The sequence below is a fragment of the Dongia sp. P2_B8 genome (assembly GCF_056404715.1).
Map to the genome: position 1 here is coordinate 159,117 of NZ_JBFUDM010000007.1, position 25,010 is coordinate 184,126.

A 25,010-nucleotide genomic window follows, 5' to 3' on the forward strand; every position below is an offset into this window, starting at 1 on the left:
CGCTAATCCACCACCACGTAACTGCCCTTGCCGCCATGCTTGATGCGGTACATGGCTTCATCGGCCCGCGCCATCAGTGCATCGAGCGAATCCAGCTCCCCGCTTTTTCCCCCATCCCTGCCAGCGTCGCGCAGCATGGCGATGCCGATGGAGAAGCCGAGCGGCTTTTCGACGCCGGGGGCAAAACGCGCAAGATCCCTGGCCGCCAGCTGCAAAGCTTCGGCCTTGGCAACAGCTTCGGCACGATCGATGTCGTCGAGCCAGGCCACGAATTCGTCGCCACCCAAACGCCCGATCGGATCGCGCACCCGCAACTGCGCCCGCAAGATGTCAGCCGTGGCAATCAGTGCCGCATCGCCCTGGGCATGGCCGAAGCGGTCATTGATCTGCTTGAAATTGTCGAGATCGATATAGAACAGTGCGCCACCGTGATGATCGAGCCTTGCCCGGKCGACCGACCGGGCTAGCGTGCTCTCGAAGCCACGGCGGTTGAGAAGGCCGGTGAGCGCATCGGTCGTGGAGAGATGGCGCAGCTGCTCATGGCCCTTCAACTGCTCGATCAGCACTGCCAATTGTTCGGCCAGTTCGCCCAGCAGGAAAAGATCGTCTGCCATCCAGTCGCCGCGCGCGATGTCGCGCCACAGGATGAGGATGCCGACCTTGTGCCCATCATGCCGGCACAGGAAGGCAAGGCCCAGGCGCTGGCCGTCCTGGGCGATGGCCACACCTTCGGCCGCCTGACCGGCAGCCTGGATCAGGATCGGATCGGCGGCAGACGTTTCTCCACCGAGATTTTCCAGTGTATCGCCGTCGGCAAAACGGCCGACCCGGCCGATCTCGGCGCCCACGGCCTGGATCGCGGTATTGAGCGCGGTGGCAATGGCCGCGGCCGGTTCGATGGTCCGGCGCAAGGAGCGCAGCAGGTGCACGACCAGCCGTTCACGGTGCCGGGCTTCCGCCAGTTCCGTCTCGCGCGCCTTCTGCGCGGTGATGTCGCGGGCAAGGCCGCGCGCACCCCGGAATGGGCCGGAGGGGCTGAGCGGCTGCCCCTGCACCAGCAGGCAGAGCGGCCGGTCGCCCTGGCCACGCATCCACAGTTCCGAGCTGCCATGAGCACCGGCAAAGGCCTGATCGGCACCATCGGCCAGGGCAAACTCCTGCGGCTTGCGGCCGATGAGGTCGCTGGGCGCATATCCCATGGCCTGCGGGCCTGAGACAAAGGCAAAGGCGCCCTCGGCGTCCAACTCCCAGGTGAAATCGGCGGCAGCATCGATGAGATCTTTGAAGCGCTGCCGGGAATCAATGAGCGCGCCACGGAGCGCGCGTTCCAGGCTGATATCGCGTGCCAGCAACAGCACGCCGCTGCCATCAAGCCCGGCGCCATCCGGCCCGGCGCTGGCCGGCCCGGGACAGGGCAGAATCGACAGATCAAGCGACAGGGTCTTGCCATCCCCCGAGGGCAATTCAAAAGCGGCGATGCGGCCGGCGGTACCGGTCCGGGCCGCCAGCAGGGCGGATTCCAGTTCCGCAGGCGGTGCACCGAGCAGCGCCACCAAAGGGGATGCCGCCGCATTGGCGGCGATGACACGTTCATCCGGCCCCAGCAGCAAGGCGGGATTGCGGTCTTCGGCCAGCGGTCCGCCGGGGGCAAAAAGCCTGGCGGCAGCAGCGAGCGGCGCATCATGGGGCGCATTCTCTGGCGGGGTAATCTTGGCCATCATGGCCAAGAGATTGCCTTTTCCATGATTAATACCGTGTTAAGCGGCTGATGCTTGCCCGCGGCGGTGACAGGTCATAAGGTCCGGGGCCACAAGGTCCGGGCAATAGAATCTGACGGCGCAGATTTCGCGGAAAGTCGTTGAGGGTCATGTCGTTAAGTGGGGTAAAACCGGTCGGTACCTGGATTTTCGATCTCGACAACACGCTTTATCCTGCGTCTTGCCGGCTGTTCGACCAGGTGCAGCTGCGCATCCGGCAATATATTCGGGAAAATCTGGGGCTTTCGGAGACGGAGGCCCTCAGCTTACAGAAACGCTATTTCCAAGAGCATATGACCACCTTGCGCGGCCTCATCGTCAATGACGGGATCGATCCCCACCACTTCCTCGATTTCGTGCATATGATCGACCTTTCAGCATTGGCACCCAATCCGGCCCTGGACCAGGTGATCGGCGCCTTGCCTGGGCGCAAGGTGATCTTCACCAACGGATCGGTACCGCATGCCCAGCGGGTCATGGAGCGGGTCGGCATCAGCCGCCATTTCGAAGCGATCTTCGACATCGTCGCCTCGGACTTCATCCCGAAGCCGGATCTTGGCGTCTATCGGCGCCTGTGCGCGGAATACCGGATCGATCCCGAGGCAGCCGTCATGATCGACGACATGCCACGCAATCTTGCGCCCGCCCATCAGCTCGGCATGACCACCGTCCTGGTCAAGACCGATGACGATTGGTCGGGTCCGGAGGGTGACTCGTCCTTTATCCATCACGTGACCGAGGATCTGACCAGCTTTCTGGCGCCCTTCGGCACGCTTCAAAATTCCAACGTGGAGAGCAAGTTATGAGCGATTTGGCCTCAACCATTGACGCCGCCTGGGAAAAGCGGGCCGAGATCAGTTCCGCGACCAAGGGCGAGGTGCGCGATGCGGTGACACAGGCGCTGGCCAAGCTCGATGACGGCACCCTGCGGGTCGCTGAAAAAATCGGCGGCAAGTGGCAGACCAATCAGTGGCTCAAGAAAGCCGTGCTGCTCAGCTTCCGCTTGAACGATTCCTATCTCATTCCCGGTGGCGGTGATTTCCCCGGCGCGGGTCCAGGTGCCTGGTATGACAAGGTGCCCTCGAAATTCGCCGGCTGGGGCGAGAACCGCTTCAAGGCCGCGGGCTTCCGCGCTGTCCCCGGTGCCGTCGTGCGCCAGAGCGCCTATATCGCGCCCAGCGTCGTCCTGATGCCGAGCTTCGTCAATGTCGGCGCCTATGTGGATTCCGGCACCATGGTCGACACTTGGGTCACCGTCGGTTCCTGCGCGCAGGTTGGCAAGAACTGCCATATCTCCGGCGGCGTGGGTCTGGGTGGCGTGTTGGAGCCGCTGCAGGCGGGACCCGTGATCATCGAGGATGATTGTTTCGTCGGTGCGCGTTCGGAAGTGGTCGAGGGCGTGGTCGTCGAGACCGGCTCGGTCATTTCCATGGGCGTCTTCATCGGCAGCTCGACCAAGATCATCGACCGGGTGACCGGCGAAGTACATTATGGCCGTGTGCCGGCCTATTCCGTCGTGGTCCCCGGTTCCCTGCCAGGCAAGCCGTTGCCTGACGGCACGCCGGGGCCCAGCCTTTATTGTGCAGTCATCATCAAGCGGGTCGATGAAAAGACCCGCTCGAAGACCTCAATCAACGATCTGCTGCGGGATTGAACATCTTGGACCCAATTCGCCTCGCCCAGGATTTGATCCGCCGTCCTTCCGTGACACCGAAGGACGAAGGCGCCATCGGCGTCCTTGAAGCGGCCCTGGGCACGGCGGGGTTCACCAATCATCGCCTGGCCTTCGCCGCACCTGGCACGGCGGAGATCCAGAATCTCTATGCACGCCTCGGTGGCAACCGGCCGGGGAAGAATATCTGCTTTGCCGGCCATACCGATGTCGTACCGGTCGGGCGCGCCGAGAGCTGGAGCATCGATCCCTTCGCCGCCGAGATCGTGAACGGCAATCTCTATGGCCGCGGTGCCGCCGACATGAAAAGCGCCATCGCTGCCTTTGCGGCAGCGGCGGCGCGGTTCACCGCCAAACGGCAGGGCAAGTTCGCCGGTGCCATTTCACTGCTCATCACCGGTGACGAAGAAGGCCCGGCGGTCAACGGGACCAAGCCGGTGCTGGATTGGCTGGCAAACAAGGGCGAAAAACTCGACGCCTGCATCGTCGGCGAGCCGACCAATCCCGCGAAGCTTGGCGAAATGGCCAAGATCGGCAGGCGCGGCAGCTTTACCGGACGGCTCACCGTCCATGGTATCCAGGGTCATTCCGCCTATCCGCATCTCGCTGACAACCCGATCCACCGGCTCTCCACCATGATCGCGGCCTTGACCGAGCCGCTGGATCAGGGCTCGGCGCATTTCCCGGCCACCACGCTGCAATTCGTGACGGTCGATGTCGGCAACCCGGCCAACAATGTCATTCCCGCCGAAGCGAAGGCGGTTTTCAATTCGCGTTTCAATGACCTTCATACCGCCCGGAGCCTGGAAGCCGAGATCCGGCGCAGGCTGGATGCGGTCGGCGGGCGTTACGATCTTACCTGCGAATGTTCCGGCGAATCCTTCCTGACGCCGCCGGGCGATCTCTCGGCTCTGCTGGTGGCGGCGGTCAAGGCCGAGACTGGCCTGACGCCGGAGCTTTCCACCACCGGCGGCACCTCAGATGCGCGCTTCATCAAGAATTTCTGTCCGGTGATCGAGTTCGGGCTGGCCGGCGCCACCATGCACAAGGTTGACGAGCATGTGCCGGTGGCGGACATCGAGGCCCTGAGCCGGATCTATGAGCGCGTGCTAGACGCTTACCTGGATGCCTAGCTGGGCCGAGACACTGGCAGCCATGTCGGGCCTGAAGCGCCTGTTGCGCTTCGATGCCACCTTCGTGCAATGGTTCGACCGCAGCCCGCAAGGCGCCTTGCGCTCCTTCGGCCTGATGATCCCGGCCATTCCACTGTTTCTGATTCTGCGCTTTGTCGACATGAGCCTGGCGCCAGGCGTCGACATGCTCCGTGTCGTCGCGGTCACCCTCATCAATTACGTGCTGAGCTGGGTGATGTTCCCGCTGATCCTCATTCTCATCGGGCGCGCGGTCGAGCGCGAGGTGCAGGCGATCGGCGCGCTTGCCAGCTATAACTGGTTCGGCGTTGCCTTGATGGCTGTCGGCTGCGTCTTCGTGCTTCTCGACAGCACGGGCCTCATGGGCGGGGCAACCGACGTTCTCAGCATCCTGCTGCTGATCGCCTCTCTCGTCTATGAGGTCTTTCTGCTGCGCGTCCTCATGGGCTTAGGGTATGGCGGCGCCGTCCTGCTGGTCATCGTCGACTTCACCCTGACGCAGAGCCTCTACATCCTGCTGATGTCACCCATCATGTCGACGACGGTGAGTTAGCGCAGGCGGCCTTACGCCGCGCCTGGTCCGATGGCGGCCTACGCCGCCCGCTCCGATGGCGGCCTACGCCGCCTGGGCCCTCTTCAGCCGCAGAACCCGCAAGCGGCTTTCGACATCTTCCTTGTTGAGATAGGCGCCCGCCAGACGGCGATAGCCGGTATAGGCGTCGCGGGCATGCAGCAGGCGCCAATTGTCGAACAGCACCACAGAACCCGGCAGCAGACGGCGGCGATATTGCAGGCTGCGATCGTTGGCAAGTATTGCGAAGGCCGCATAGGCCTCCTGGAACATCGCCATGCGGGCGGGTTCCAGCGCAAAGGGTGCGCGGTCATGATTGTTGAAGCTGATCTGCACCAGGCGGCCCGTCGAATCCTCGCGCAACAAGGGGCGGCGCGCCATCAGATGGATGCCCTTCTCATGGTCGATATATTGGCCCGGCACGTCGATCTCGGTCAGGATGCGATAGAGGTCGGGCGTCTGGCGCTTCATGATCTCGGCGATGCGGAACCCATCGACGAAGACATTCTCGCCGCCGACACAATCGACGCCCAAACAATGGAACATCTGATAGCCCGGCGCATCGAAGCTGTAGGTGCCGTCGGTATGCGGCCCGATTGCCAATGATGTATAGGCGGTGTCCTTATGTTCCATATTGGCGGTGAAATCCCAATAACTGCCAAAGATGGTCTTGCGGATATAGGAGATGCGCGTCGCCACCGCCTTGGTCGCTTCCGGGGTCGCCGGCGTTTCTTCAACGAAACAGAAGCCGAAGCGCTCGACCTTTTCGAGATAGGTCTCGAGCACCGTATCGTCCGCCATCAGCGCCGCGTAGGTGACCTGCGGGAAGTCGGCCGAGATTTCGGCATCGTTCCAGGTCGCGATTTCGGAGGTCAGGATTCCGACCGGCTGCACGGTCTGCTGCAATTCGTCCGCCGTGAAGTGGCTGGCGTGGCCGTCGGGCCAGGTGAGGCGCAGGCTCTTGCCGCCAGCACCCAATTCCAGCGCCGTCACGGCCAGATCCTTGGGCAGGGCAAAGGTGTCGAGCAGGCGCTGCTGGGTGTCCGGGTGCCGGCATTCGGCGCAAGTGCAGTGATCACGCAACCAGGAATTGGTGAAGGTGTGCGTCGAGCTGTCGGCAAAGGCAGTTTCGATACCGCCGCGAACCACCGCTGCATGGGTGAAATGGGTCATCTGCGCCTCCTACGCCAAGAAGATGTTGCGTGCATTCTTATTGTACGTTTGTATAACACTCAAGAAGAATCTTCGCGTGGGGCCAAAATTGGTTCGGACTTAGGGCCAGAGGGTATTAGTATTTGGTTCGGACCTAATCTGGGGACGTCAGGGGATACGACGCGTGGCTGACAAAGAACCTAAATTTACCCGGGACTTACCGGAGTCGCGGCGACGGCAGTTGATCGAGGCGACAGCGCGCAGTCTGGCGCGTCATGGCCTCGATGGCACCACTGTGCGCGTGGTGGCGGCGGAAGCCGGTGTTTCACCCGGCCTCGTGCGACATCATTTTGCCGGCATGCACGACCTCATCGCCGAGACCTATCGCTGGACCGGCAAGGAAGTCGAGAAGGCCCTGCGCACGGCCTTGAGTGCCGCCCCGGAAACGCCGGAGGCGCAGTTGCGGGCCTTTGTCGATGCCAGTTTCTCCTCGCCGATGCTGGACCCGGATCTTCTTGGCGTGTGGCTCACCTTCTGGAGCCTGACCCGCACCGATCCTGAAATCCATGCCATCCACAGCAAGGTCTATGCCGATTACCGGAAGCGGCTGCAGCGCTATCTCAGCGGCATTGCCGATGAGCGGAAGCTCGATCTCGATGCGCGCCTGGCTGCCCTCGCCTTCACCGCGATGCTCGATGGGCTGTGGCTGGAACATTGTCTCGACCCCAGCACCTTCACCGCCATCGAAGCCCGCCAGATCGCCCATGACTGGGTCGACAATCTGAAGGCCGGCAGGTTCATGGCGCACACAAGGACGGAAGCTGCCAAAGCAGACGGCGTGACGTCAGCCGCCTAGCCTTTGGAGTTTTGGCGATTGAGGGGTCCTGACACTCTTGTCATGATACGCGCCGCGTAGTACACTTAGCGTATGATCAGGTCGTTTCGCGACAAGGATACGGAATCGCTCTGGCATCACGGCAATTCACGCCGCTTTGGCAATATCGCGCGAGCAGCACTTCGCAAGCTTTACATGCTGCATGTTGCTGAGTCACTCGATGACCTTCGCGTCCCGCCAGCAAACCGGCTGGAGATTCTGAAAGGTAAATGGGCCGGATGGCACAGCATCAGAATCAATGACCAATGGCGAATCGTGTTTCGCTGGCAAGGGAAAGAACCCACGGAAGTCGGCATTGTTGACTATCACTGAGGATCGCATATGAAGCCCATCGTCATTCACCCAGGCGAAATTTTGCTGGAAGAGTTCATGCGGCCGCTCGACCTCAGCGCCAATGCGCTCGGCCTTGCCTTGCATGTGCCGGCCAACCGCATCCTCGCAATTACCAAGGGCAGGCGGTCGATCTCGGCCGACACAGCCTTGCGATTGGCGCGCTATTTCGGAACGACGCCGGAATTCTGGTTGAACCTGCAAGCACTGTTCGATCTCAAGAAAGCCAGCGTCGAGGAAGGTCCGCGCATCCGGCAGGAAGTCCGTCCCCGCGCCGCCTAATACACCACGCGGGTGAGATAGAGCCCGTCGGGCGGCGAGGTGGGGCCACCGGCGGCACGGTCGCGCGCATCGAGTGCGCGCGTGACATCGCGGGCCGACCATTTGCCTTCGCCGACCAGGCGTAGCGTTCCCACCATATTGCGCACCTGGTGATGGAGGAACGAGCGCGCCTCGGCGATGATCTGGATCTCCTCGCCCTGGCGCATGACGTCGAGGCGATCGAGCGTCTTTACCGGCGATTGCGCCTGGCAGAGGCTGGCGCGGAACGTGGTGAAATCATGCTGGCCGACAAGCCGCTGCGCTGCCTGGTGCATGGCATCTGCATCGAGCGGAATACTGACCAGCCAGGCGCGGCTGCGATCCACCGTCAAGGGCGCGCGGCGGTTGACGATGCGGTAGAGATAGGCGCGGCCGATCGCCGAAAAGCGAGCGTGGAAATCCCCGTCGGCGATGTCGCAGGCGATGACGGCAATCGGCTGCGGCTTCACATGGAAGTTGATGGCCGCCATCAGGCGCTGCGGGTCGATGGCCTTGGCGATGTCGACATGGGCGACCTGGGCCAGGGCATGGACGCCGGCGTCGGTGCGGCCGGCGCCATAGACATTGCAGTGCTCCTGCACCGTGGCGAGGACGGCTTCTTCCAATGCCTGCTGGACCGAGGGGCCATTCTCCTGCCGCTGCCAGCCGACGAACGGTCCGCCATCATATTCAAGCGTGAGGCGGAAGCGGGTCATGCGAGGATCGTTCCTTGCGGCAACTTTTGCCCGCGCAGGAAATCGGCCGCCGCCATCGGCTTCTTGCCGGCCTTCTGCAGCAAGGTGAGGCGCAGCGCGCCCTGCCCACAGGCGATGGTGAGCGCATCATCAAGCAGCATGCCGGGCGCGCCGGAACCTTTGACGATGTCGGCGGCGAGGAGTTTCAATCTCGTGCCATCGGGTGCCAGGCACCAGGCGCCCGGCACGGGTGCAAACGCCCGGATCTGGCGTTCCAGTTGAACCGCATCCTGCGACCAATCGATCTGCGCCTCGGCCGGCGAGATCTTGGCGGCATAGGTGACACCCTCTGCCGGCTGTGCTGTCGCCGGCAATGGCAGGGCGGCCAATGAAGCGACGATCATCCTGGCGCCAAGTACCGCCAGAGCATCGTGGAGCTGGCCTGCCGTCATGGCGGGGCCGATGGCCAAGGCTTCCCGCATCAGCATGGCGCCGGTATCGAGCCCGGCATCCATCTGCATGATGGTGACGCCGGTCTCGGCATCACCAGCAAGAATGGCGCGTTGGATGGGAGCGGCCCCGCGCCAGCGCGGCAGCAGGGAGGCATGGATGTTGAGGCAACCGAGGCGTGGTGCATTCAGCACCGGTTGCGGCAGGATGAGACCGTAAGCGGCAACGACCGCGACATCCGCCTTGAGAGCCGCAAAATCGGCCTGGGCTTCGGATGTCTTCAACGAAACCGGGGTGCGGACCGGCAGATTGTGCTGCTCGGCAAGGAGCTGCACCGGCGATTTCCGGAGATCCTGGCCGCGGCCGGCCGGGCGCGGTGGCTGGCTGTAGACAGCGACCACCTCATGCCCGGCGCCCTGGACCGCAGCCAAGGCGGTCGCGGCAAAATTCGGCGTGCCCATGAAGATGATGCGCATGCGGGAGGCCCGGTTCGTCAGGCCGGGACGCCGCCGGCGCCCGTCTTTTTGGCCTTCAGCAATTTCCTGAGGATGATGTTGCGCTTCAGCGAGGTCAAATGATCGATGAACAACACGCCGTCGAGATGATCGATCTCATGCTGCACGCAGGTCGAGAGCAGGCCTTCTGCCGTGAGCTCGCGCGCGACATTGTTCTCGTCGAGATATTTGACGACGCAGGAAGCTGGCCGCACGACGTCGGCGTAATGCTCCGGAACGGACAGGCAGCCCTCATTGTATTCGGCATCGTCGTCCGAGACCCAGACGATCTCCGGATTGGCCATGCGTAAAGGAGCGGGCGGCTCATCGTCGCCGGCAAGATCCAGCACGATGACGCGCTTCAGCACGCCAACCTGCGGGGCTGCGAGGCCGATACCGGGGGCCTTGTACATCGTCTCCAGCATGTCATCCATCAACTGCCGGATCTCGGCATCGACGGAGGCCACCGGCAACGATTTCTTGGCCAGGCGCGGGTCTGGTGCAACGAGGATCGGTAACTGGGCCATGGTCTCTTTGACTACTCCGTACGCAGCAAGCGGGTTCTAACACCCCTCACCCTAACCCTCTCCCCGCGAGCGGGGCGAGGGAATGACATGCAACGTGCTTTAAAGCCCCTCGCCCCTCTGGAGAGAGGGTTGGGGTGAGGGGTCTCAACACACTCGTCGCTTTCGCGCTTTACCTATGGATTCCGGGGGCTATCGTCAAGCAAGGAGGGGTGGCTTTCCATCCCGATTCGGCCTCGGCACGCTATCTTGGGGCCCAAATCCAAGGAATTACTATGGAATCGAGCCCTTTCCTGCTGGCTCTGCTTGCTTTCATCGCCCTGCTGCTGGTGGCGGTATTGGTGCTGGTCTGGCACGGGCGGCGCCCAGCCGAGGTCCAGGCCCCGGTCGACCCCCGGCTCGACCAATTGGCCGGGCAGCTGCAGGCCCTCTCCGCCGCCCAGGCCTCGGCCCAGGCCGCCATGGACCAGCGCCTGGATGCGCGGCTCAACATGCTCTCCGATCGGGTGCAGGAGCGTCTCACCTTGTCCGCCACCGAGGCTGGGCAGTCCCTGGGCGAGCTCAAGGAACGCCTGGCCGTCATCGATGCCGCGCAGAAGAACATTGCCGAGCTATCGACCCGCATGGTGAGCCTCCAGGACATCCTTTCCAACAAGCAGGCGCGTGGTGCCTTTGGTGAGGTGCAGCTCGCCGACATCGTCCGCACCGTGATGGCGCCCATCAATTACGAATTCCAGGCGACATTGTCAGGTGGCAAGCGCGTCGATTGCCTGTTGAAGCTGCCCAATCCGCCGGGTCCGATCGGCATCGATTCAAAATTCCCGCTGGAATCCTATCGCGCCATCCGCGATTCCGCCGACGATGCCGCCCTGGTCCTGGCACGGCGTGAGTTCTCGACCGCCATTCGCCTGCACGTCAGAGCCATCGCCGAGAAATACATCGTGCCCGGCGAGACCGCCGATTCCGCGCTGATGTTCGTCCCCTCGGAAGCCGTCTATGCCGAGATCCACGCCAACTTTCCCAATCTGGTCGAAGAAGCGGGGCGCGTGCGGGTGTGGATCGTCTCGCCCACCACGTTGATGGCGACGCTCACCACCATGCGCGCGGTCTTGAAGGATGTGCGCATGCGCGAGCAGGCCCATGTCATCCAGGCCAAGGTCGGCGAGCTGTTCAAAGACCTTGAGCGGCTGGATACGCGGGTCGGCAAATTGCAGCAGCATTTCGACCAGGCCGTCGACGACGTGCGCCAGATCCGCATCTCCACCGACAAAGCGCTCAAAAAAGCCGACGACATCGAAAGCGTCGGCTTGGAAGCACCGGAAGCCATGCCGGCGGTCGCGACCGTCGCGGTGCCAAATCCTCTCCTGGGTGCAAAGGGTTAGGCGCCACCGCACCGGTTTTACTTGAATCGCCGCGCAAGTCCCCTACATTCCTGTGACAATTGGTTGCAGGGGCGGTTGGTGGATCACCCGCCCTGGCCGGTAAACAACCGGTTTCGAAACAACCGGTTTTGCGAACAATCAGCCTTTTGGGGGAAACGCCATGTTGGGTACTTTTGCGATCTTCGTCATCGTCCTGATGGTCGTTGCCATCCTGCTGGTGTTCATGGGCATCAAATCGGTGCCGCAGGGCCGCGAATGGACCATTGAGCGTTTCGGCCGCTACACCCACACGCTGCGACCCGGCCTCAATTTCATCATCCCCTTCGTCGACCGTGTCGGCGCCAAGATCAACATGATGGAATCCGTGCTCGATGTTCCGACACAGGAGGTCATCACCAAGGACAACGCCATGGTGAGCGTCGATGGTGTCGTCTTCTACCAGGTGCTGGATGCTGCCAAATCGGCCTATGAAGTCAACGATCTCGAGAACGCCGTCCTCAACCTCACCATGACCAACATCCGCACCGTGATGGGCGGCATGGACCTCGACGAGCTGCTGTCGCTGCGCGACAAGATCAACGCGCAGCTCCTCCACGTGGTCGACGATGCGACCCAACCCTGGGGCATCAAGGTGACGCGCATCGAGATCAAGGACATCGCGCCGCCGAAGGATCTGGTGGAGAGCATGGGCCGGCAGATGAAGGCCGAGCGCGACAAGCGCGCCTCCATCCTGGAAGCCGAAGGCCTGCGGCAGGCCGCCATCCTGAAGGCGGAAGGCCAGAAGATCTCCAACATCCTCAAGGCCGAGGGCGAACGCGAAGCTGCCTTCCGTGCTGCCGAAGCGCGCGAGCGTGCTGCCGAAGCCGAAGCGAAGGCGACCGACATGGTCTCGACCGCCATCAGCAAGGGTGACGTCCAGGCGATCAACTATTTCCTTGGCCTCAAATACACCGAGGCCCTGCAGGCGATCGCCAGCGCACCCAATCAGAAGGTCATTCTGATGCCGCTTGAGGCCAGCAACGTGATCGGCGCCCTGGGCGGCATCGCGGAACTCGCCAAGAGCGCCTTGAGCGATCAGGCCGCAGCAGCACCCCGGCGCGGCAGCGTGCCCACCAACCAATCGTAAGGCCAACCAACCGTAAGGCCAACCAATCGTAAGGTAAGAGTACTGAGCCATGAGCGATATCGGCATCACCTTTCAGCTTGAATTCTGGCATTGGATGATCCTGGCCGCGGTCCTGGCCGGGATTGAGATCCTCACCCCCGGCTTTTTCTTCCTATGGCTGGGAGGTGCGGCACTCGTCACCGGGATCCTCGCCCTCATCGTCCCGGCTTTGAGCTGGGAGAACCAGGTGCTGGCTTTCGCCGTGCTGAGCGGTGCTTCAGTCCTGGGCTGGTACAAGTTCCGCCACACGCTCACCAGCGCCAGCGACGACATGACCCTCAATCGCCGGGGCGAGCAGTTGCTGGGGCGCAATGCGACGCTGTCCGAACCGATCATCAACGGCCGCGGGCAGATCAGGATCGACGACACGGTCTGGCGTTGCGAAGGGCCGGACCTTGCTGCCGGCACCCAGGTCAAAGTCGTGGCGATGCGCGGCGCCATGGTGACCGTGGAAAAAGCTGCCTGAACATCCCACAATCGGCGTTCATCACTTTTAAACTTTCTTAAGATCATCCTGGAAGGCGCACCTGCCGTGGCATAGAAGCGGCAGGTGGCGCTTGCCCCGACCCGAGGCCTGACCCTTCCTGGCCAGATCGACGGCAAACGACTAAAATCCAGGGAAAGATCAGAACCGTGAAAGTCACCGGCGCGAATATCGACGAGCTCACGCAGAAGGCGGAGCTGGAATTCCACGACGAAGCCACCACGCGATTTGCCGACATGAACCGCCTGCTGGACGATATCGCCAGCAATGGCGCCAATGACGGCTATGTTTCGGAATTGCTGGCACATGCCCATAATCTGCGCATCACCGGCAGCTCCTTCGGCTTTCCGGTGATCACCCTCATTGCCCAGCGTCTGGAAGCCTATCTCAACGATCTCACCCAATGGTCGGACAAGACCCAGCGCGATATCCAGGAATTTACCGACGCGGTCGGCGAGATGCTGGAGCGCAAAGCACAGCCCGACGATGATGAGATTGCCAAGCTGGTGCGCGGCCTGCCCAACCAAGTCAGCCGCACCTTCTCGCCCGGCGATGTCGAGATCCGCAATGTCGAGATCCTGCTCATTACCCCGGCCCGCTCAGTCGCCAAGATCCTCTCGAAACAGATCATGGCCTGCGGCTTCCGCGTCAACGCTGTCCAGGACCCGATCGAGGGCCTCACCACCGCCATGCGCCTGCGCCCGGACATGGTGATCACGTCCCAGGTCATGAAAGGCCTCAACGGCGTCGATCTCATCCGCGCCTTGAAAGCCATGGAAGGGACCGAGCAGATCCCCTGCGCCGTCCTTACCAGCCAGGAGCTTGATTCCGCCGCCTTCTCCCGATTGCCCCAAGGCAGCCCGGTGCTACGCTCCGGCGGCAATTTCGCCGACGATTTTGCGAAAGTGGTGACACAGTTGGGATTGGGGTGAGTTCTTCTTTTCTCTCTCCCTTTAGGGGAGGGGATAGTGTCGCGGTCAATCGGCAAAAACGACGCTAGGCTGCACAAGGTCGCTTTGGTCACCAGGATAATCGCCGAACGACCAGAACTTTCCCCACGGAACCGAAACAATATCCTCACGCCCAATGGTGGTAGTGGGTAAAGCTGGCTGTTTCGGGTCAACGAGATCTTCATCACGAGCAACAATGAATGTATCCCGCCCAAGGATTTGAGGCTCGGTATCGTTTGCGCCGCTGAGTTTAACGGATCTATCGGATATCCTGGCAATGTAGGAGCTATTGTCCGGGTCATTCAGCGCTTCGACGATATCCTTCAACGCCCATCCGACATGCGCCTTAAGACTGAGATTCTGCTGTGTGAGGGTGATGCTAGTTGCATTGACGTTGATCGCAAAGGTACCTGGCACGAAGATGTCGCCAGGCACCGCGATCATCCGGACCAACGTCGGCTCATAGTTGACCGACGCCAGTACTAATTGCCCGCGCTGCAGGTGGATTTTGTGCGGGTCATATTTAAACCCGTACAGTGTTTCTCCAGCCTTCACCAAAGGCGTATCGTCGGGTGCAAAAATGAAGAGCGGTGCGGGCAAACGCATTTGTTGCAAGGCAAGCAAAGAGAACACCGCGATGTTGACGATCAACATGGCGACAGACAACCAGCCGGGCACAATCCGAATGGTGGCTGGGTCTCGCAATGCGACCCGCCAATGCGCGAAGGCAGAAGCGGCACCGAAAACAATCCAGAAGCCCCCGATAAGCAGCAGCAGTAACAATTCGAAATGCCAAATGTGCGGCAACAGAATGATCGCCATCATGATTATGGAAAGTGCAACGGTCCGCCTTTGCCAGTCATTCGCCGCATCGCGCGCCGGCAGACCCAGATACGCGGCCCCAAGATAAGGAACGAATAGAGACAGCAGTGTCGCAAAGAGCAAATGTGGCCATAGAAAGTGGGGGCGCCTTTTTGCCTCAGCAGCTTCACTCAATGCCATCTCGCTTCTCCAATTTGAGCCTGCGCCATTGTAGGCGATGGCATGCTGCCATCACAATTATGGCGTGCTTTGAGTTCGTCATAGGCAATAATGACAGCGACTCTGTCTTATCTTCTGTTTCACCTCACCCCAAATCCTTCATTAACCATTCCTTTGCCTTAAAGGCCGGAGAATGCATTTAATGGTTCTGGGTTGATCCGCGGTGCCTTGGGGAGAGGTTGGGTACCGTTCGGTCGCTAGGAGGGTCATGAGCGACATGTCGGCGGTGCACGGGGTGGCACAACCCTGGCTGGCCAGCTATCCCACGGCGGTGGATGCCACGACGCCGATCGTGGCAAAGCCGGTCTATGCGCTGCTCGACGATACTGCGGCCCTTTACCCCACCAACGATTGCGTCGATTTCCTCGACAAGCATTACAGTTATGCCGAGATCAAGCGGGAGAGCGACAAGGTCGCCAAGGGCCTGCAGCGCATCGGGCTCAAGCCCGGCATGCGGCTGGGGCTGTTCCTGCCCAACTGCCCCTATTTCGTGATCTTCTATCATGGGGCGCTGAAGGCAGGCGCCTGCCTGGTCAATTTCAACCCGCTTTACGCCGAGCCGGAAATCGAGCGCCAGATCGCCGATGCCGAGGTCGATTTCATGGTGACGCTGGATGTCACCCAGCTGCTGCCCAAGCTCGATGCCGTGCTGGCGAAGTGCCGCGTGAAATCGGTCATCGTCTGCCCGATGGCAAACCAGCTGCCGTTCCCCAAGAACATGGTCTATCCCTTCATCATGCGCTCGACCCATGCGCGCATGCAGGTCGACAGCCGGCACATTTCCTATCGCGACCTGGTTGACAATGACGGCGCCTATGCGCCGGTCGAGATAGATCCAGCCCGCACCACCGCGCTGCTGCAATATACCGGCGGCACCACCGGCGTGCCGAAGGGGGCGATGCTCAGCCACGCCAATGTCTATATCAACGCCATCCAGTCGAAGCGCTGGTTCTATACGGTGGATTCCCCGCAGGCGAAGACCATCGGCGTCTTGCCGCTGTTCCATGCCTTTGCCATGACCTGCGTCATGAATTGGACGCTGGCGGTCGGTGGCTGCATGATCCTGGAGCCCAAATTCGACACGCTGAAACTGTTGCGGCTCATCCATCGTAAGCGACCCACCGCCTTGGTGGGTGTCCCCACTCTGTTCAACGCCCTGCTCAACTTTCCGCAATTCAAGGATTTCGACCTCAGCTCAATCGTCTTTGCCATTTCCGGCGGCGCACCCTTGCCCGCCGAGGTAAGGAAGAAATTCGAGGAAGAAAGCGGCTGCCGTCTCATTGAAGGTTACGGCCTTTCCGAGGCTTCCCCGGTCTGCACCTGCAACCCGGTCCATACCGGCGGCAAGGCAGGATCGATCGGCCTACCCTATCCTTTCACATCTTGTGAGATCGTCTCACTTGATGATCGGAAGACGCGCATGCCGGTGGGTGAAAAGGGCGAGATCTGCTTCCGCGGTCCCCAGGTGATGCAGGGCTATTGGAAGCGCCCGGATGCCACCGATGAGGTGATTGTCGATGGCTGCCTGCGGACCGGCGATGTCGGGCATATCGATGAAGACGGCTTCGTCTTCATCACCGACCGGCTGAAGGAGATGATCAACGCGTCCGGTTTCAAGGTCTATCCGCGCGTCATCGAAGAGGCGATCTATGAATATCCTTCCGTCAAGGAATGCGCCGTCATCGGCATCGACGATCCCTATCGCGGGCAGAACATCAAGGCCTTCATCGTCTTGAAGAATGGCGAGACCTGCACGCAGGAAATGCTCGATGCTTTCCTGGAGACCCGCCTCTCCAAGATCGAAAAGCCGCGCTTTTACGAATTCCGCGCCGACTTGCCCAAGAGCATCATCGGCAAGATCCTGAAGAAAAATCTGGTGGACGAGGAAAAAGCCCGCGCCGCCGCCCAAAACAAGCCCTAAGGGGGAGAAGAAATTATGCAAGAAGCCGTCATTGCGGGCTACCAGCGCTCGCCTTTCCATTTCGCCAACAAGGGCGCGCTCATCAAAGTGCGGCCCGATGATCTGGCCGCCGCGGTGGTGAAAAGCCTGATCGCCAAGACCGGTGTGGAGCCCAAGGACATCGAAGATCTGCTGCTGGGCTGCGCCTTCCCGGAAGGCGAACAGGGTTTCAACGTGGCGCGCCTCATCGACCTCATTGCCGAATTGCCGCAATCGGTGGCCGGCGCCACGATCAACCGCTTCTGCGGCTCCTCCATGCAAAGCATCCATATGGCGGCTGGCGCCATCGCCATGGGGGCGGGCGAGGCGTTCCTGTGCGGCGGTGTCGAAAGCATGACCCGGGTGCCGATGCTGGGCTTCAACCCGATGCCCAACCCGGCGCTGAATGAAAGGCTGCCCGCAGCTTACATCTCCATGGGCACCACCGCCGAGAACGTTGCCAACAAGTACAAGATCAGCCGCACCGAGCAGGAAGAATTCGCGGTCGCCAGCCAGAACAAGGCGAGTGCTGCGCGGGCTGCCGGCAAGCTGAAGGATGAGATCGTCCCCATCCAGGCGGGCAAGGATCTGGTCAGCGAAGACGGCACCATCCGCGACGGCACGACCCTTGAAGCCCTGGCCGGGTTGAAGCCGGCCTTTGACGCCAATGGCTCGGTCACCGCCGGCACCTCCTCGCCGCTGACCGATGGGTCGGCCTTCACCCTGGTCACCTCAGCCGACTATGCCAAGGCGCATGGCCTCAAGGTGCTGGCGAAGATCCGCGCGGTCTCGGTGGCCGGTTGTGCACCGGAGATCATGGGCATCGGCCCGGTCGCCGCCACGCAAAAGGCGCTGAAGCGCGCCGGCCTCACCATCGACGACATCGACATCATCGAACTCAACGAAGCCTTCGCCTCGCAGTCGCTGGCCTGCATCCGCGATCTCAAGATCGACATCGGACGCGTCAATCTCGATGGCGGCGCCATTGCGCTGGGGCACCCGCTGGGCGCCACCGGTGCCCGTATCACCGGCAAGGCCGCGTCACTGCTGAAACGTGAGGGCAAGAAGTTCGCCTTGGCCACGCAATGCATCGGCGGCGGCCAGGGCATCGCCACCATCCTGGAGGCGGTGTGATGGCCATCCAAAAGGCCTGCGTCATCGGCGCGGGGGTGATGGGGGCCGGCATCGCCGCCCAGATCGCCAATGCCGGCGTGCCTGTGCTCCTCCTCGACATTGTCCCCAAGGAGGGGCCAGGAAACGATGGGGGCCGGTCGGCCATCGCCAAGGGCGCCATAGATAAGCTGCAGAAGGCCGACCCGGCGCCGTTGATGTCGAAGGCGGCTGCAAAGCTGATCACGCCTGGCAATATCGAAGATGATCTCGACCAATTGGCCGATGTCGATTGGGTGGTCGAGGCGATCATCGAACGCCTCGATCTCAAACAGGGCCTCTATCACAAGCTGGAGGGCAAGCGGAAGAAGGGCTCGATCCTCTCTTCCAACACCTCGACCATTCCGTTGAAGACCTTGGTCGAGGGCATGCCGGAGAGCGTGCAGTCTGACTTCTGCATCACCCATTTCTTCAACCCGCCGCGCTACATGCGCCTGTTGGAGATCGTCGGCGGCGCCAAGACACGGCCACAGGTCATTGCCGACATCAGCGATTTCGGCGACCGCATGCTGGGGAAGACCATCGTTCACGCCAAGGACACGCCGGGCTTTGTCGGCAACCGCATCGGCGTCTTCTGGATGCAGGCGGCGGTCAACGCAGCGCTCGATCTCGATCTCACGGTCGAAGAAGCCGACGCCATCATGGGCCGGCCGATCGGCGCACCCAAGACCGGGCTCTTCGGCCTCCTCGACCTCGTCGGCCTTGATCTGATGCCCCATGTCGACAAAAGCATGGCAAGCCTGCTGGCACCCGACGACGCCTATATGAAAATCCGGCGACCCTGGCCGCTGTTGGAAAAGATGATCGCGGATGGCTACACGGGTCGCAAAGGCAAGGGCGGCTTCTACCGGCTCAATACGGCGGGCGGCGGCAAGGTCAAGGAATCGGTCAATCTCAAAACGGGTGAATACGCCACAAGCGACCGCGCACGCTTGGAGTCCGCCGATGCGGCCAAGGGTGGATTGAAGGCACTGGTCGGCTACAAGGATAAGGGTGGGCAATATGCCTGGCGTGTCCTCTCCGCCCTCCTTTCCTATGCCGCGTCGTTGGTGCCGGAGATCGCTGACGACGTGGTCGCTGTCGATCAGGGCATGAAGACGGGCTATAATTGGAAGCGCGGCCCCTTTGAAATGATCGACCAGATGGGTGCCGCCTGGTTGGCCGAGAAACTGGCCGCCGAGAAATTACCGGTGCCACCCTTCCTCAGCGTTGCTGCCAAGGCCGGCGGCTTCTACCGGGTGGCGAATGGTCAGATCGAGCATCTGAAGCCCGACGGCACCTACACCAAGCTGGTGAGGTCCGAAGGCGTGCTGCTGCTCTCCGACATCAAGCTTGGCGCCAAGCCGATCATCAAGAACGGCTCCGCGTCGCTCTGGGACATCGGCGATGGGGTCGCCTGCCTCGAATTCCACAGCAAGATGAACTCCCTCGATCCCGACAGCCTCGCCATGGTCAAGCAGTCGGTCGATCATGTGGCCAAGAAGATGAAGGCGCTGGTCATTCATAACGAGGCCGAGAACTTCTCGGTCGGCGCCAATATCGGCCTCGCCCTCTTTGCCGCCAACATCGCCATGTGGCCGATGATCGACGATCTCATCGGTACCGGCCAGGCCTCCTACAAAGCCGTGAAATTCGCGCCCTTCCCCGTGGTTGGCGCGCCATCCGGCATGGCGCTGGGTGGCGGCTGCGAGGTGCTGCTGCATTGCGCTTCCATCCAGGCCCATGCCGAAACCTATATGGGTCTGGTCGAGGTCGGCGTCGGCCTCATCCCGGGCTGGGGCGGATGCAAGGAGATGCTGCTGCGATTCCAACCTACAGGCCGCGACCCCAAAGGCCCGATGCCCCCGGTGGGCCAGGCCTTTGAGACCATTTCTTTGGCCAAGGTGGCGAAGTCTGCGGCGGAGGCCAAGGAGATGCGCTTCCTGCGCGCCCATGACGGCATCAGCATGAACAGGGACCGCCTGCTGTTCGACGCCAAAGCGAAGGCCTTGGCCATGCTGGCCGCCGGCTATGAAGCACCGAAACCCCAGGAACTGCGCCTGCCCGGTCCCACCGGCCGCACGGCGCTGCAGCTCGCCGTCGAAGGGTTTGCGCTCCAAGGCAAGGCGCTGCCGCATGATGTGACGGTGTCTGACGCGCTGGCGGAGGTGTTGTCCGGCGGCAAGACCGACATCACGGAACTGGTGACCGAAGATCAGCTGTCGAAGCTGGAGAAGAAAGCCTTCATGACCCTGCTGCGCACAGGCCCAACGCTTGCGCGGATGGAACATATGCTCGGCACCGGCAAGCCGCTCAGGAATTGATGATGATCGAGCCAGGTCGATCCACGCCCCCCTCTCTAGCTCTCCCCCTCAAGGGGGGAGAGGACTCCACCGAGCGTGTTGCTCGATCGAATCTCCCTCCCCCCTTGAGGGGGAGGGTCGGGGTGGGGGGTATCGTGCGACCGGGTTCAGACTCTGGAGAACAACATGCCCGCCTATAAAGCCCCCTTGCGCGATATCCAGTTCGTGCTCACCGAATTGCTGCAGCTGGAGAACCTGCCGCAGCAGATTCCCGATTTCGTCGAGGCGACGCCGGATCTGGTGCAGGCAGTGCTCGAAGAGGCGGCGAAATTCTGCGAAAATGAGCTGCAGCCACTCAACCATGAAGGCGATGAAGAGGGCTGCCATTACGACAAGGGCACCGTCACCACGCCCAAGGGTTTCAAGGAAGCCTATGCCAAGTTCATCGAAGGCGGCTGGACCGGCCTGCCCTGCGATCCGGCCTATGGCGGGCAAGGATTGCCGAAACTGGTGAACTTTGCGGTCGAGGAGATGATCTGTTCGGCCAATCTCTCCTTCGGCATGTATCCGGGCCTCTCCAACGGCAATTACAATGCGATCCATGCCCATGGATCGGAAGAGCAGAAGGCGCTCTATCTGCCGAAACTGGTCGATGGCACCTGGACTGGCACGATGTGCCTCACGGAACCGCATTGCGGCACCGATCTCGGCCTCTGCAAGACACGCGCGGAAGCCAATGCAGACGGCTCCTACAAGCTTTACGGCACCAAAATATTCATCTCGGCCGGGGAGCATGACCTCGCGGAGAATATCATCCATCTGGTGCTGGCGCGCCTCCCCGATGCGCCGGCCGGCATCCGCGGCATCTCACTCTTCGTCTGTCCGAAATTCCTGCCCGACAAGGACGGCAAGCCCGGCGCCCGCAATCCGGTGGTCTGCGGCTCCATCGAGAAGAAGATGGGCATCAAGGCGTCGTCGACCTGCGTCATGAATTTCGACGGCGCGCAAGCCTGGCTGGTCGGCAAGCCGCACAAAGGCATGTCGGCCATGTTCACCATGATGAACACGGCCCGTCTCGCCGTCGGCATGCAGGGCCTGGGCATTGCGGAGGCCGCCTATCAGGGTGCCGTCACCTATGCCCGCGACCGCTTGCAGATGCGCGCGCTCACCGGCGCGAAGTTTCCCGACAAACCCGCTGATCCGATCATCGTGCATCCTGATGTGCGGCGCATGCTGCTGACCATCCGCAGCCTCAACGAAGGGTGCCGGGCGCTCGCCTATTGGGTCGGGCGCGAGCTCGACGTGTCGCTGCATCACCCGGACCCGGAGAAGCGGCAGGAGGCCGATGATCTGGTGGCCCTGCTGACGCCGGTGGTCAAAGCCTTCCTGACCGATCACGGCTTCAATGCCGCCAATCTTGGCGTGCAGATCTATGGCGGCCACGGCTATATCCGCGAATGGGGCATGGAGCAGCTGGTGCGCGACGCGCGCATCACCCAGATCTATGAAGGCACCAACGGGATCCAGGCGCTCGACCTGGTGGGACGCAAGCTGCCGACGGGAACCGGGCGTCTCGCGCGCCGCTTCTTCCATCCGGTGAGTGATTACATCGAGACCGCCAGTGAGATTCCGGAGATGGCGGAATTCGTCCTGCCGCTTGCCAAGGCCTTTGCCAAATTGCAGCAGGCCACGGCCTGGCTGGCCCAGGCCGGCCTTGCCAACCCCAATGAGGCAGGTGCTGCGGCCACCGACTATCAGCGCCTGTTCGCGCTGGTGGCGCTGGCCTACATGTGGTGCCGCATGGTGGAAATCGCGCTCTCTAAGAAGAACGAGGATAGCGATGGCTTCTATGCCGCCAAGGTGATGACTGCGCGCTTCTACTTTGCGCGACTGCTGCCTGAATCGAATTCCCTGTTTACGACATTGATGGCGGGATCTGACTCATTGATGGCCATGCCGGCAGAGGCTTTTTAAGTTGCACGCCGTCGGAAAAGCTTAAGCGATTTTAAGCTTTAACCATAGAATCAGGCCTATCTGACAGGTCTGTCACACGCCCTCAGAAAAGTCGGGGGTTTGGTCACAGCCACCTCACAGCTGAGAGATTCTTCTCACAACGGAACTGTCGTAGTTTGTCGGCATTCTGTCTCGCATGGTGACTGGTCGAGTCGGCTTCAAGGGAAATGATCCCGACTCAGTCAAGGCAAGACGGGTTCAAACCTTGGCAGACAGGTCGCCCCAACGGGACGGGATGCTATCGATGATGCGCAACGCAAAGACGGCGGCGGCGAGAAGCCTCGCCACCGCGACGGTGGTGTTTGGCCTGACGGCAGGCGCCATGTTGCTGACGGTACAGACGGCATCGGCCGGTGTCGATGAAGGATCGCTTGGCTATCGCTTCGGGATCAGCCTCGCGCAATTCAAGACCATGCCGCTTCCCTTCGACGATTTACCCAAGGACGCCACTGTCAAATGCGGTGATGATCCCGAGCTGCACAACCGCATGGTGGGTTACGTTGCCCGCGACGAAGCGCGCTATGAGAGCGTCGGCATCAAGATCTGCCGCGTGGTGGCCCCGGATCCTGCCAACCGCTCCTGGTGGCGTCCGGTCGAATTCACCATCAACGGCGTGAAAGCGCGCCTGCGTTTTGATTTCATGGAAGTGGCCGCCAAGTCGGACGACGCCGAGGTAACCACCGTCAGCATGGACGAAACCGGCTTCAGCGACGCCCTTTACGGCGGCAACGACCTTTCCACCCCGGCAGCACACAGCTATGCCCTGGTGGCGGCCCGGGTCATGCCGGTTCATGCCAAGGATGGCTACAAGCTGATGGCAGGCCTCAACCAGCGTCTGGGCGAATCGACCGTCACCAAGGATCAGGTTGAAATCGCGCCCGGTATTTCCTTCAACATGCAGGTCCCCACCTGGCAGCGCGGCGACATGACCGTCACGGCGTGGGATCCCAGCGAACTTGGCCATTACGACCTGGTTTTTACCATGACCAGCGCCCGGCAGACCTTCCAATCGCGCCTTGGCGACATTCAATAAGGTAGTTTTGTCCATATAATTCAGGGTCTTGCAGAATTCTCGGAGCTTGCTGCGGCTTTGTGACCCGCGTCACTGCAAATCGGCGGCCCTTAGCCCAATATCATGGGTGTCGGCAGGTCACCCCCCTCCCTGTGGCCTGCCGGGAGTTTCCCTGAGTTTGCGATTGAACACTTGGGTGTCACCAGGATTGGACCTTCGCGGTCCCTAACCCCACACCCCGCCGGCGGGCCTCATTGCCCCCCTAAACTGCCCGCCGGCGACCCCTTTCTTTCACCGTTCCATCCCATGTCAGTGAAACGTCATCCGCAGTCGGTCATGTTGGCCAGCATGGGTCGTGGAAGCGTCATACCGATGTCATCGTCTCGACAAAATGATCCGGTAGGACTTGCAGCCAATGACGCAGGATCAGCAGACGAGAGCCTGACAATGAGCGTTGCCGCCAAACGAGAAGACATCTTCGTGAAACCGGTTTTGATCGGCGTGCGTGGCTGGTATTTCCAGCCCCTGAAGCAGATCCGGAGCGGCTATCGCGCCGTCCGTGCCAGCTGCCTGATGCCGCGCCCGGCTAACGACCGTTAGACACTGAAAACAAAAAAGGCCAGGCCCTGCCTACGCACGACCCGGCCCTTTTCTGGCCGCCGCTCAGATCTTCATCTCAACCAGGCTGTAGCCTGCGGGCAGTTTCGCCGCCTTGATGTCGAGATGATCTGCAACCAGCGGAATCTCGACGATCGTCCCCTCATCCAGCGTCAGGCGCACCGTTGCGTCGGTGAAGAGCGCCGCCTCCGCCCCCTCCCTTTCCACGAAGATGCGGTCGATACCCTTGGGGTAGGTCGCGTTGACAAGTTCGATCTTCGGCATCCATTCCAGCGGCGCGTCATGATCCATATCGTCCTGGGTCGCCACCAGCATCATGCGCTGCAACGGTTCCGTCTGGCTGGCATAGGTGATGATGACGGCACCGTTGGCGGTATCGCCGAACAGTTCATCGTCGGCCGCGGTAATCTTGGCATGGAAGGCAAAGATGCGCTCAAATTTGAACCCGCCATGGGCGCCCATGGTCGCCCATTGGCCCACCGGGCCTTCGCCGGTGGCGTTGAACAGATATTTGCCGCTCTCCAAGGAATAGACGGCATAGGTATCGGTTTCAACACAGCAGCCGTAGCGCGTCAGCGTCAGGAACGAACTGCTGGCCCTGACATCATTGGCCTTGCCCGTGATGGTGAAAGCCGCCTCACCCTTGCCCTTGTCGGTCAGCGGATAGGCCGTCACCTTGACCGTCGCTTCCTCGATCGATTGTTCGATCTCTGTCCCTTCAAGTGCCACCTGGTGTTCTTCGATCTCCAGCAGCTGATAGATGAGCGCGTTCTTGGCCGCGACTGAGGGCAGGACATTGGTCTGATAGCGCCGGCTATCGGTGGTGATGCGGTAATTGGCGCCGTCCTTGACTACGGCGATGGTGGATGGCGCCGTTTCCTGCACCAAAGGCTCGGCGTAAGCAAAACCAGGCAGCAGCAATGCCGCCGCTAACAAAAGCATGCGCATGATTCACCCATAATT

24 protein-coding genes are annotated in these 25,010 nt (G+C 61.5%); 17 read left to right on the top strand and 7 right to left on the bottom strand.

All coding sequences use genetic code 11. The features are described 5' to 3' along the window. Positions 1-2: 2 nt before the first annotated feature. Positions 3-1,721, bottom strand: a complete 1,719-nt coding sequence (locus tag AC1DWZ_RS19390; protein WP_477170592.1) for a sensor domain-containing diguanylate cyclase — start codon at positions 1,719-1,721, stop codon at positions 3-5. A gap of 146 nt (positions 1,722-1,867) precedes the next feature. On the opposite strand from AC1DWZ_RS19390, the gene AC1DWZ_RS19395 reads away from it, so the two are divergent. From AC1DWZ_RS19395 to AC1DWZ_RS19410, 4 genes are read left to right on the top strand one after another with little or no spacing between them, the layout of a single operon-like run. Continuing rightward, positions 1,868-2,563, top strand: a complete 696-nt coding sequence (locus AC1DWZ_RS19395; protein WP_477170593.1) for a pyrimidine 5'-nucleotidase — start codon at positions 1,868-1,870, stop codon at positions 2,561-2,563. Beyond that, positions 2,560-3,411: a 2,3,4,5-tetrahydropyridine-2,6-dicarboxylate N-succinyltransferase gene (gene dapD, locus AC1DWZ_RS19400; RefSeq protein WP_477170594.1), complete on the top strand. Its 852-nt coding sequence runs from the start codon at positions 2,560-2,562 to the stop codon at positions 3,409-3,411. The genes AC1DWZ_RS19395 and dapD overlap by 4 nt, the downstream gene beginning before the upstream one ends. Then, positions 3,408-4,562: a succinyl-diaminopimelate desuccinylase gene (dapE, locus tag AC1DWZ_RS19405; RefSeq protein WP_477170595.1), complete on the top strand. Its 1,155-nt coding sequence runs from the start codon at positions 3,408-3,410 to the stop codon at positions 4,560-4,562. Before dapD ends, dapE begins: the two co-directional genes overlap by 4 nt. Then, positions 4,555-5,133: a hypothetical protein gene (locus AC1DWZ_RS19410; protein WP_477170596.1), complete on the top strand. Its 579-nt coding sequence runs from the start codon at positions 4,555-4,557 to the stop codon at positions 5,131-5,133. Before dapE ends, AC1DWZ_RS19410 begins: the two co-directional genes overlap by 8 nt. Positions 5,134-5,196: 63 nt before the next feature. Here the strand turns inward: AC1DWZ_RS19410 and AC1DWZ_RS19415 are convergent, their stop codons facing one another. Then, positions 5,197-6,324 (bottom strand): trimethyllysine dioxygenase, encoded by a 1,128-nt coding sequence (locus AC1DWZ_RS19415; protein WP_477170597.1) that lies wholly within the window; start codon positions 6,322-6,324, stop codon positions 5,197-5,199. Positions 6,325-6,487: 163 nt separating this feature from the next. On the opposite strand from AC1DWZ_RS19415, the gene betI reads away from it, so the two are divergent. The 3 genes from betI (at position 6,488) to AC1DWZ_RS19430 (ending at position 7,810) form a co-directional block, all read left to right on the top strand. Beyond that, positions 6,488-7,159 carry a transcriptional regulator BetI gene (betI, locus tag AC1DWZ_RS19420; protein ID WP_477170598.1) on the top strand — a complete coding sequence of 224 codons (672 nt, stop codon included), beginning with the start codon at positions 6,488-6,490 and terminating at the stop codon, positions 7,157-7,159. A gap of 72 nt (positions 7,160-7,231) precedes the next feature. Continuing rightward, positions 7,232-7,510, top strand: a complete 279-nt coding sequence (locus tag AC1DWZ_RS19425; protein WP_477170599.1) for a type II toxin-antitoxin system RelE/ParE family toxin — start codon at positions 7,232-7,234, stop codon at positions 7,508-7,510. Between the two features lie 9 nt (positions 7,511-7,519). After that, the gene (locus AC1DWZ_RS19430) at positions 7,520-7,810 is read left to right on the top strand and encodes a HigA family addiction module antitoxin (RefSeq protein ID WP_477170600.1); all 291 of its coding nucleotides are present in this window, start codon (positions 7,520-7,522) and stop codon (positions 7,808-7,810) included. Here AC1DWZ_RS19430 and truA read toward each other — a convergent pair. The 3 genes from truA to def are packed head-to-tail and all read right to left on the bottom strand — an operon-like array spanning position 7,807 to position 9,994. Continuing rightward, positions 7,807-8,544 (bottom strand): tRNA pseudouridine(38-40) synthase TruA, encoded by a 738-nt coding sequence (gene truA, locus AC1DWZ_RS19435; RefSeq protein WP_477170601.1) that lies wholly within the window; start codon positions 8,542-8,544, stop codon positions 7,807-7,809. The genes AC1DWZ_RS19430 and truA overlap by 4 nt on opposite strands. Next, a complete protein-coding gene (gene fmt, locus AC1DWZ_RS19440) occupies positions 8,541-9,449 on the bottom strand; it encodes a methionyl-tRNA formyltransferase (RefSeq protein ID WP_477170602.1) in 909 nt (302 codons plus the stop codon). The genes truA and fmt overlap by 4 nt, the downstream gene beginning before the upstream one ends. 17 nt (positions 9,450-9,466) lie before the next feature. After that, the gene (gene def, locus AC1DWZ_RS19445; RefSeq protein WP_477170603.1) at positions 9,467-9,994 is read right to left on the bottom strand and encodes a peptide deformylase; all 528 of its coding nucleotides are present in this window, start codon (positions 9,992-9,994) and stop codon (positions 9,467-9,469) included. Between the two features lie 272 nt (positions 9,995-10,266). Here def and AC1DWZ_RS19450 point away from each other — a divergent pair, with 272 nt between their 5' ends. The 4 genes from AC1DWZ_RS19450 to AC1DWZ_RS19465 all read left to right on the top strand — a co-directional run bounded on the left by AC1DWZ_RS19450 (position 10,267) and on the right by AC1DWZ_RS19465 (position 13,954). Then, positions 10,267-11,373 (top strand): DNA recombination protein RmuC, encoded by a 1,107-nt coding sequence (locus AC1DWZ_RS19450; protein ID WP_477170604.1) that lies wholly within the window; start codon positions 10,267-10,269, stop codon positions 11,371-11,373. Positions 11,374-11,533: 160 nt separating this feature from the next. Next, entirely contained in the window at positions 11,534-12,499 is a 966-nt protein-coding gene (locus AC1DWZ_RS19455) for an SPFH domain-containing protein (RefSeq protein ID WP_477170605.1), read from the top strand. A 49-nt stretch (positions 12,500-12,548) separates the two neighbouring features. After that, entirely contained in the window at positions 12,549-13,004 is a 456-nt protein-coding gene (locus AC1DWZ_RS19460; RefSeq protein ID WP_477170606.1) for an NfeD family protein, read from the top strand. A 167-nt stretch (positions 13,005-13,171) separates the two neighbouring features. Beyond that, a complete protein-coding gene (locus tag AC1DWZ_RS19465) occupies positions 13,172-13,954 on the top strand; it encodes a response regulator (RefSeq protein WP_477170607.1) in 783 nt (260 codons plus the stop codon). 45 nt (positions 13,955-13,999) lie between these two features. Here the strand turns inward: AC1DWZ_RS19465 and AC1DWZ_RS19470 are convergent, their stop codons facing one another. Next, positions 14,000-14,974 (bottom strand): hypothetical protein, encoded by a 975-nt coding sequence (locus AC1DWZ_RS19470; protein ID WP_477170608.1) that lies wholly within the window; start codon positions 14,972-14,974, stop codon positions 14,000-14,002. A gap of 247 nt (positions 14,975-15,221) precedes the next feature. Between AC1DWZ_RS19470 and AC1DWZ_RS19475 the strand changes: the two genes are divergently transcribed. From AC1DWZ_RS19475 to AC1DWZ_RS19500, 6 genes are all read left to right on the top strand, one after another. Next, complete coding sequence (locus AC1DWZ_RS19475; RefSeq protein ID WP_477170609.1) at positions 15,222-16,934, top strand: long-chain-fatty-acid--CoA ligase; 1,713 nt, start codon at positions 15,222-15,224, stop codon at positions 16,932-16,934. Between the two features lie 15 nt (positions 16,935-16,949). Beyond that, the gene (locus AC1DWZ_RS19480; protein ID WP_477170610.1) at positions 16,950-18,086 is read left to right on the top strand and encodes a thiolase family protein; all 1,137 of its coding nucleotides are present in this window, start codon (positions 16,950-16,952) and stop codon (positions 18,084-18,086) included. Beyond that, complete coding sequence (locus tag AC1DWZ_RS19485; RefSeq protein ID WP_477170611.1) at positions 18,086-20,425, top strand: 3-hydroxyacyl-CoA dehydrogenase NAD-binding domain-containing protein; 2,340 nt, start codon at positions 18,086-18,088, stop codon at positions 20,423-20,425. Before AC1DWZ_RS19480 ends, AC1DWZ_RS19485 begins: the two co-directional genes overlap by 1 nt. A 165-nt stretch (positions 20,426-20,590) precedes the next feature. Further along, positions 20,591-22,378 (top strand): acyl-CoA dehydrogenase C-terminal domain-containing protein, encoded by a 1,788-nt coding sequence (locus tag AC1DWZ_RS19490; protein WP_477170612.1) that lies wholly within the window; start codon positions 20,591-20,593, stop codon positions 22,376-22,378. Positions 22,379-22,661: 283 nt separating this feature from the next. Next, entirely contained in the window at positions 22,662-23,450 is a 789-nt protein-coding gene (locus tag AC1DWZ_RS19495; RefSeq protein ID WP_477170613.1) for a hypothetical protein, read from the top strand. A gap of 426 nt (positions 23,451-23,876) precedes the next feature. Continuing rightward, positions 23,877-24,029, top strand: coding sequence for a hypothetical protein (locus AC1DWZ_RS19500; RefSeq protein WP_477170614.1), 153 nt, complete (start codon positions 23,877-23,879; stop codon positions 24,027-24,029). A 63-nt stretch (positions 24,030-24,092) separates the two neighbouring features. Here the strand turns inward: AC1DWZ_RS19500 and AC1DWZ_RS19505 are convergent, their stop codons facing one another. Then, the gene (locus tag AC1DWZ_RS19505; protein ID WP_477170615.1) at positions 24,093-24,989 is read right to left on the bottom strand and encodes a hypothetical protein; all 897 of its coding nucleotides are present in this window, start codon (positions 24,987-24,989) and stop codon (positions 24,093-24,095) included. Positions 24,990-25,010: the final 21 nt, after the last annotated feature.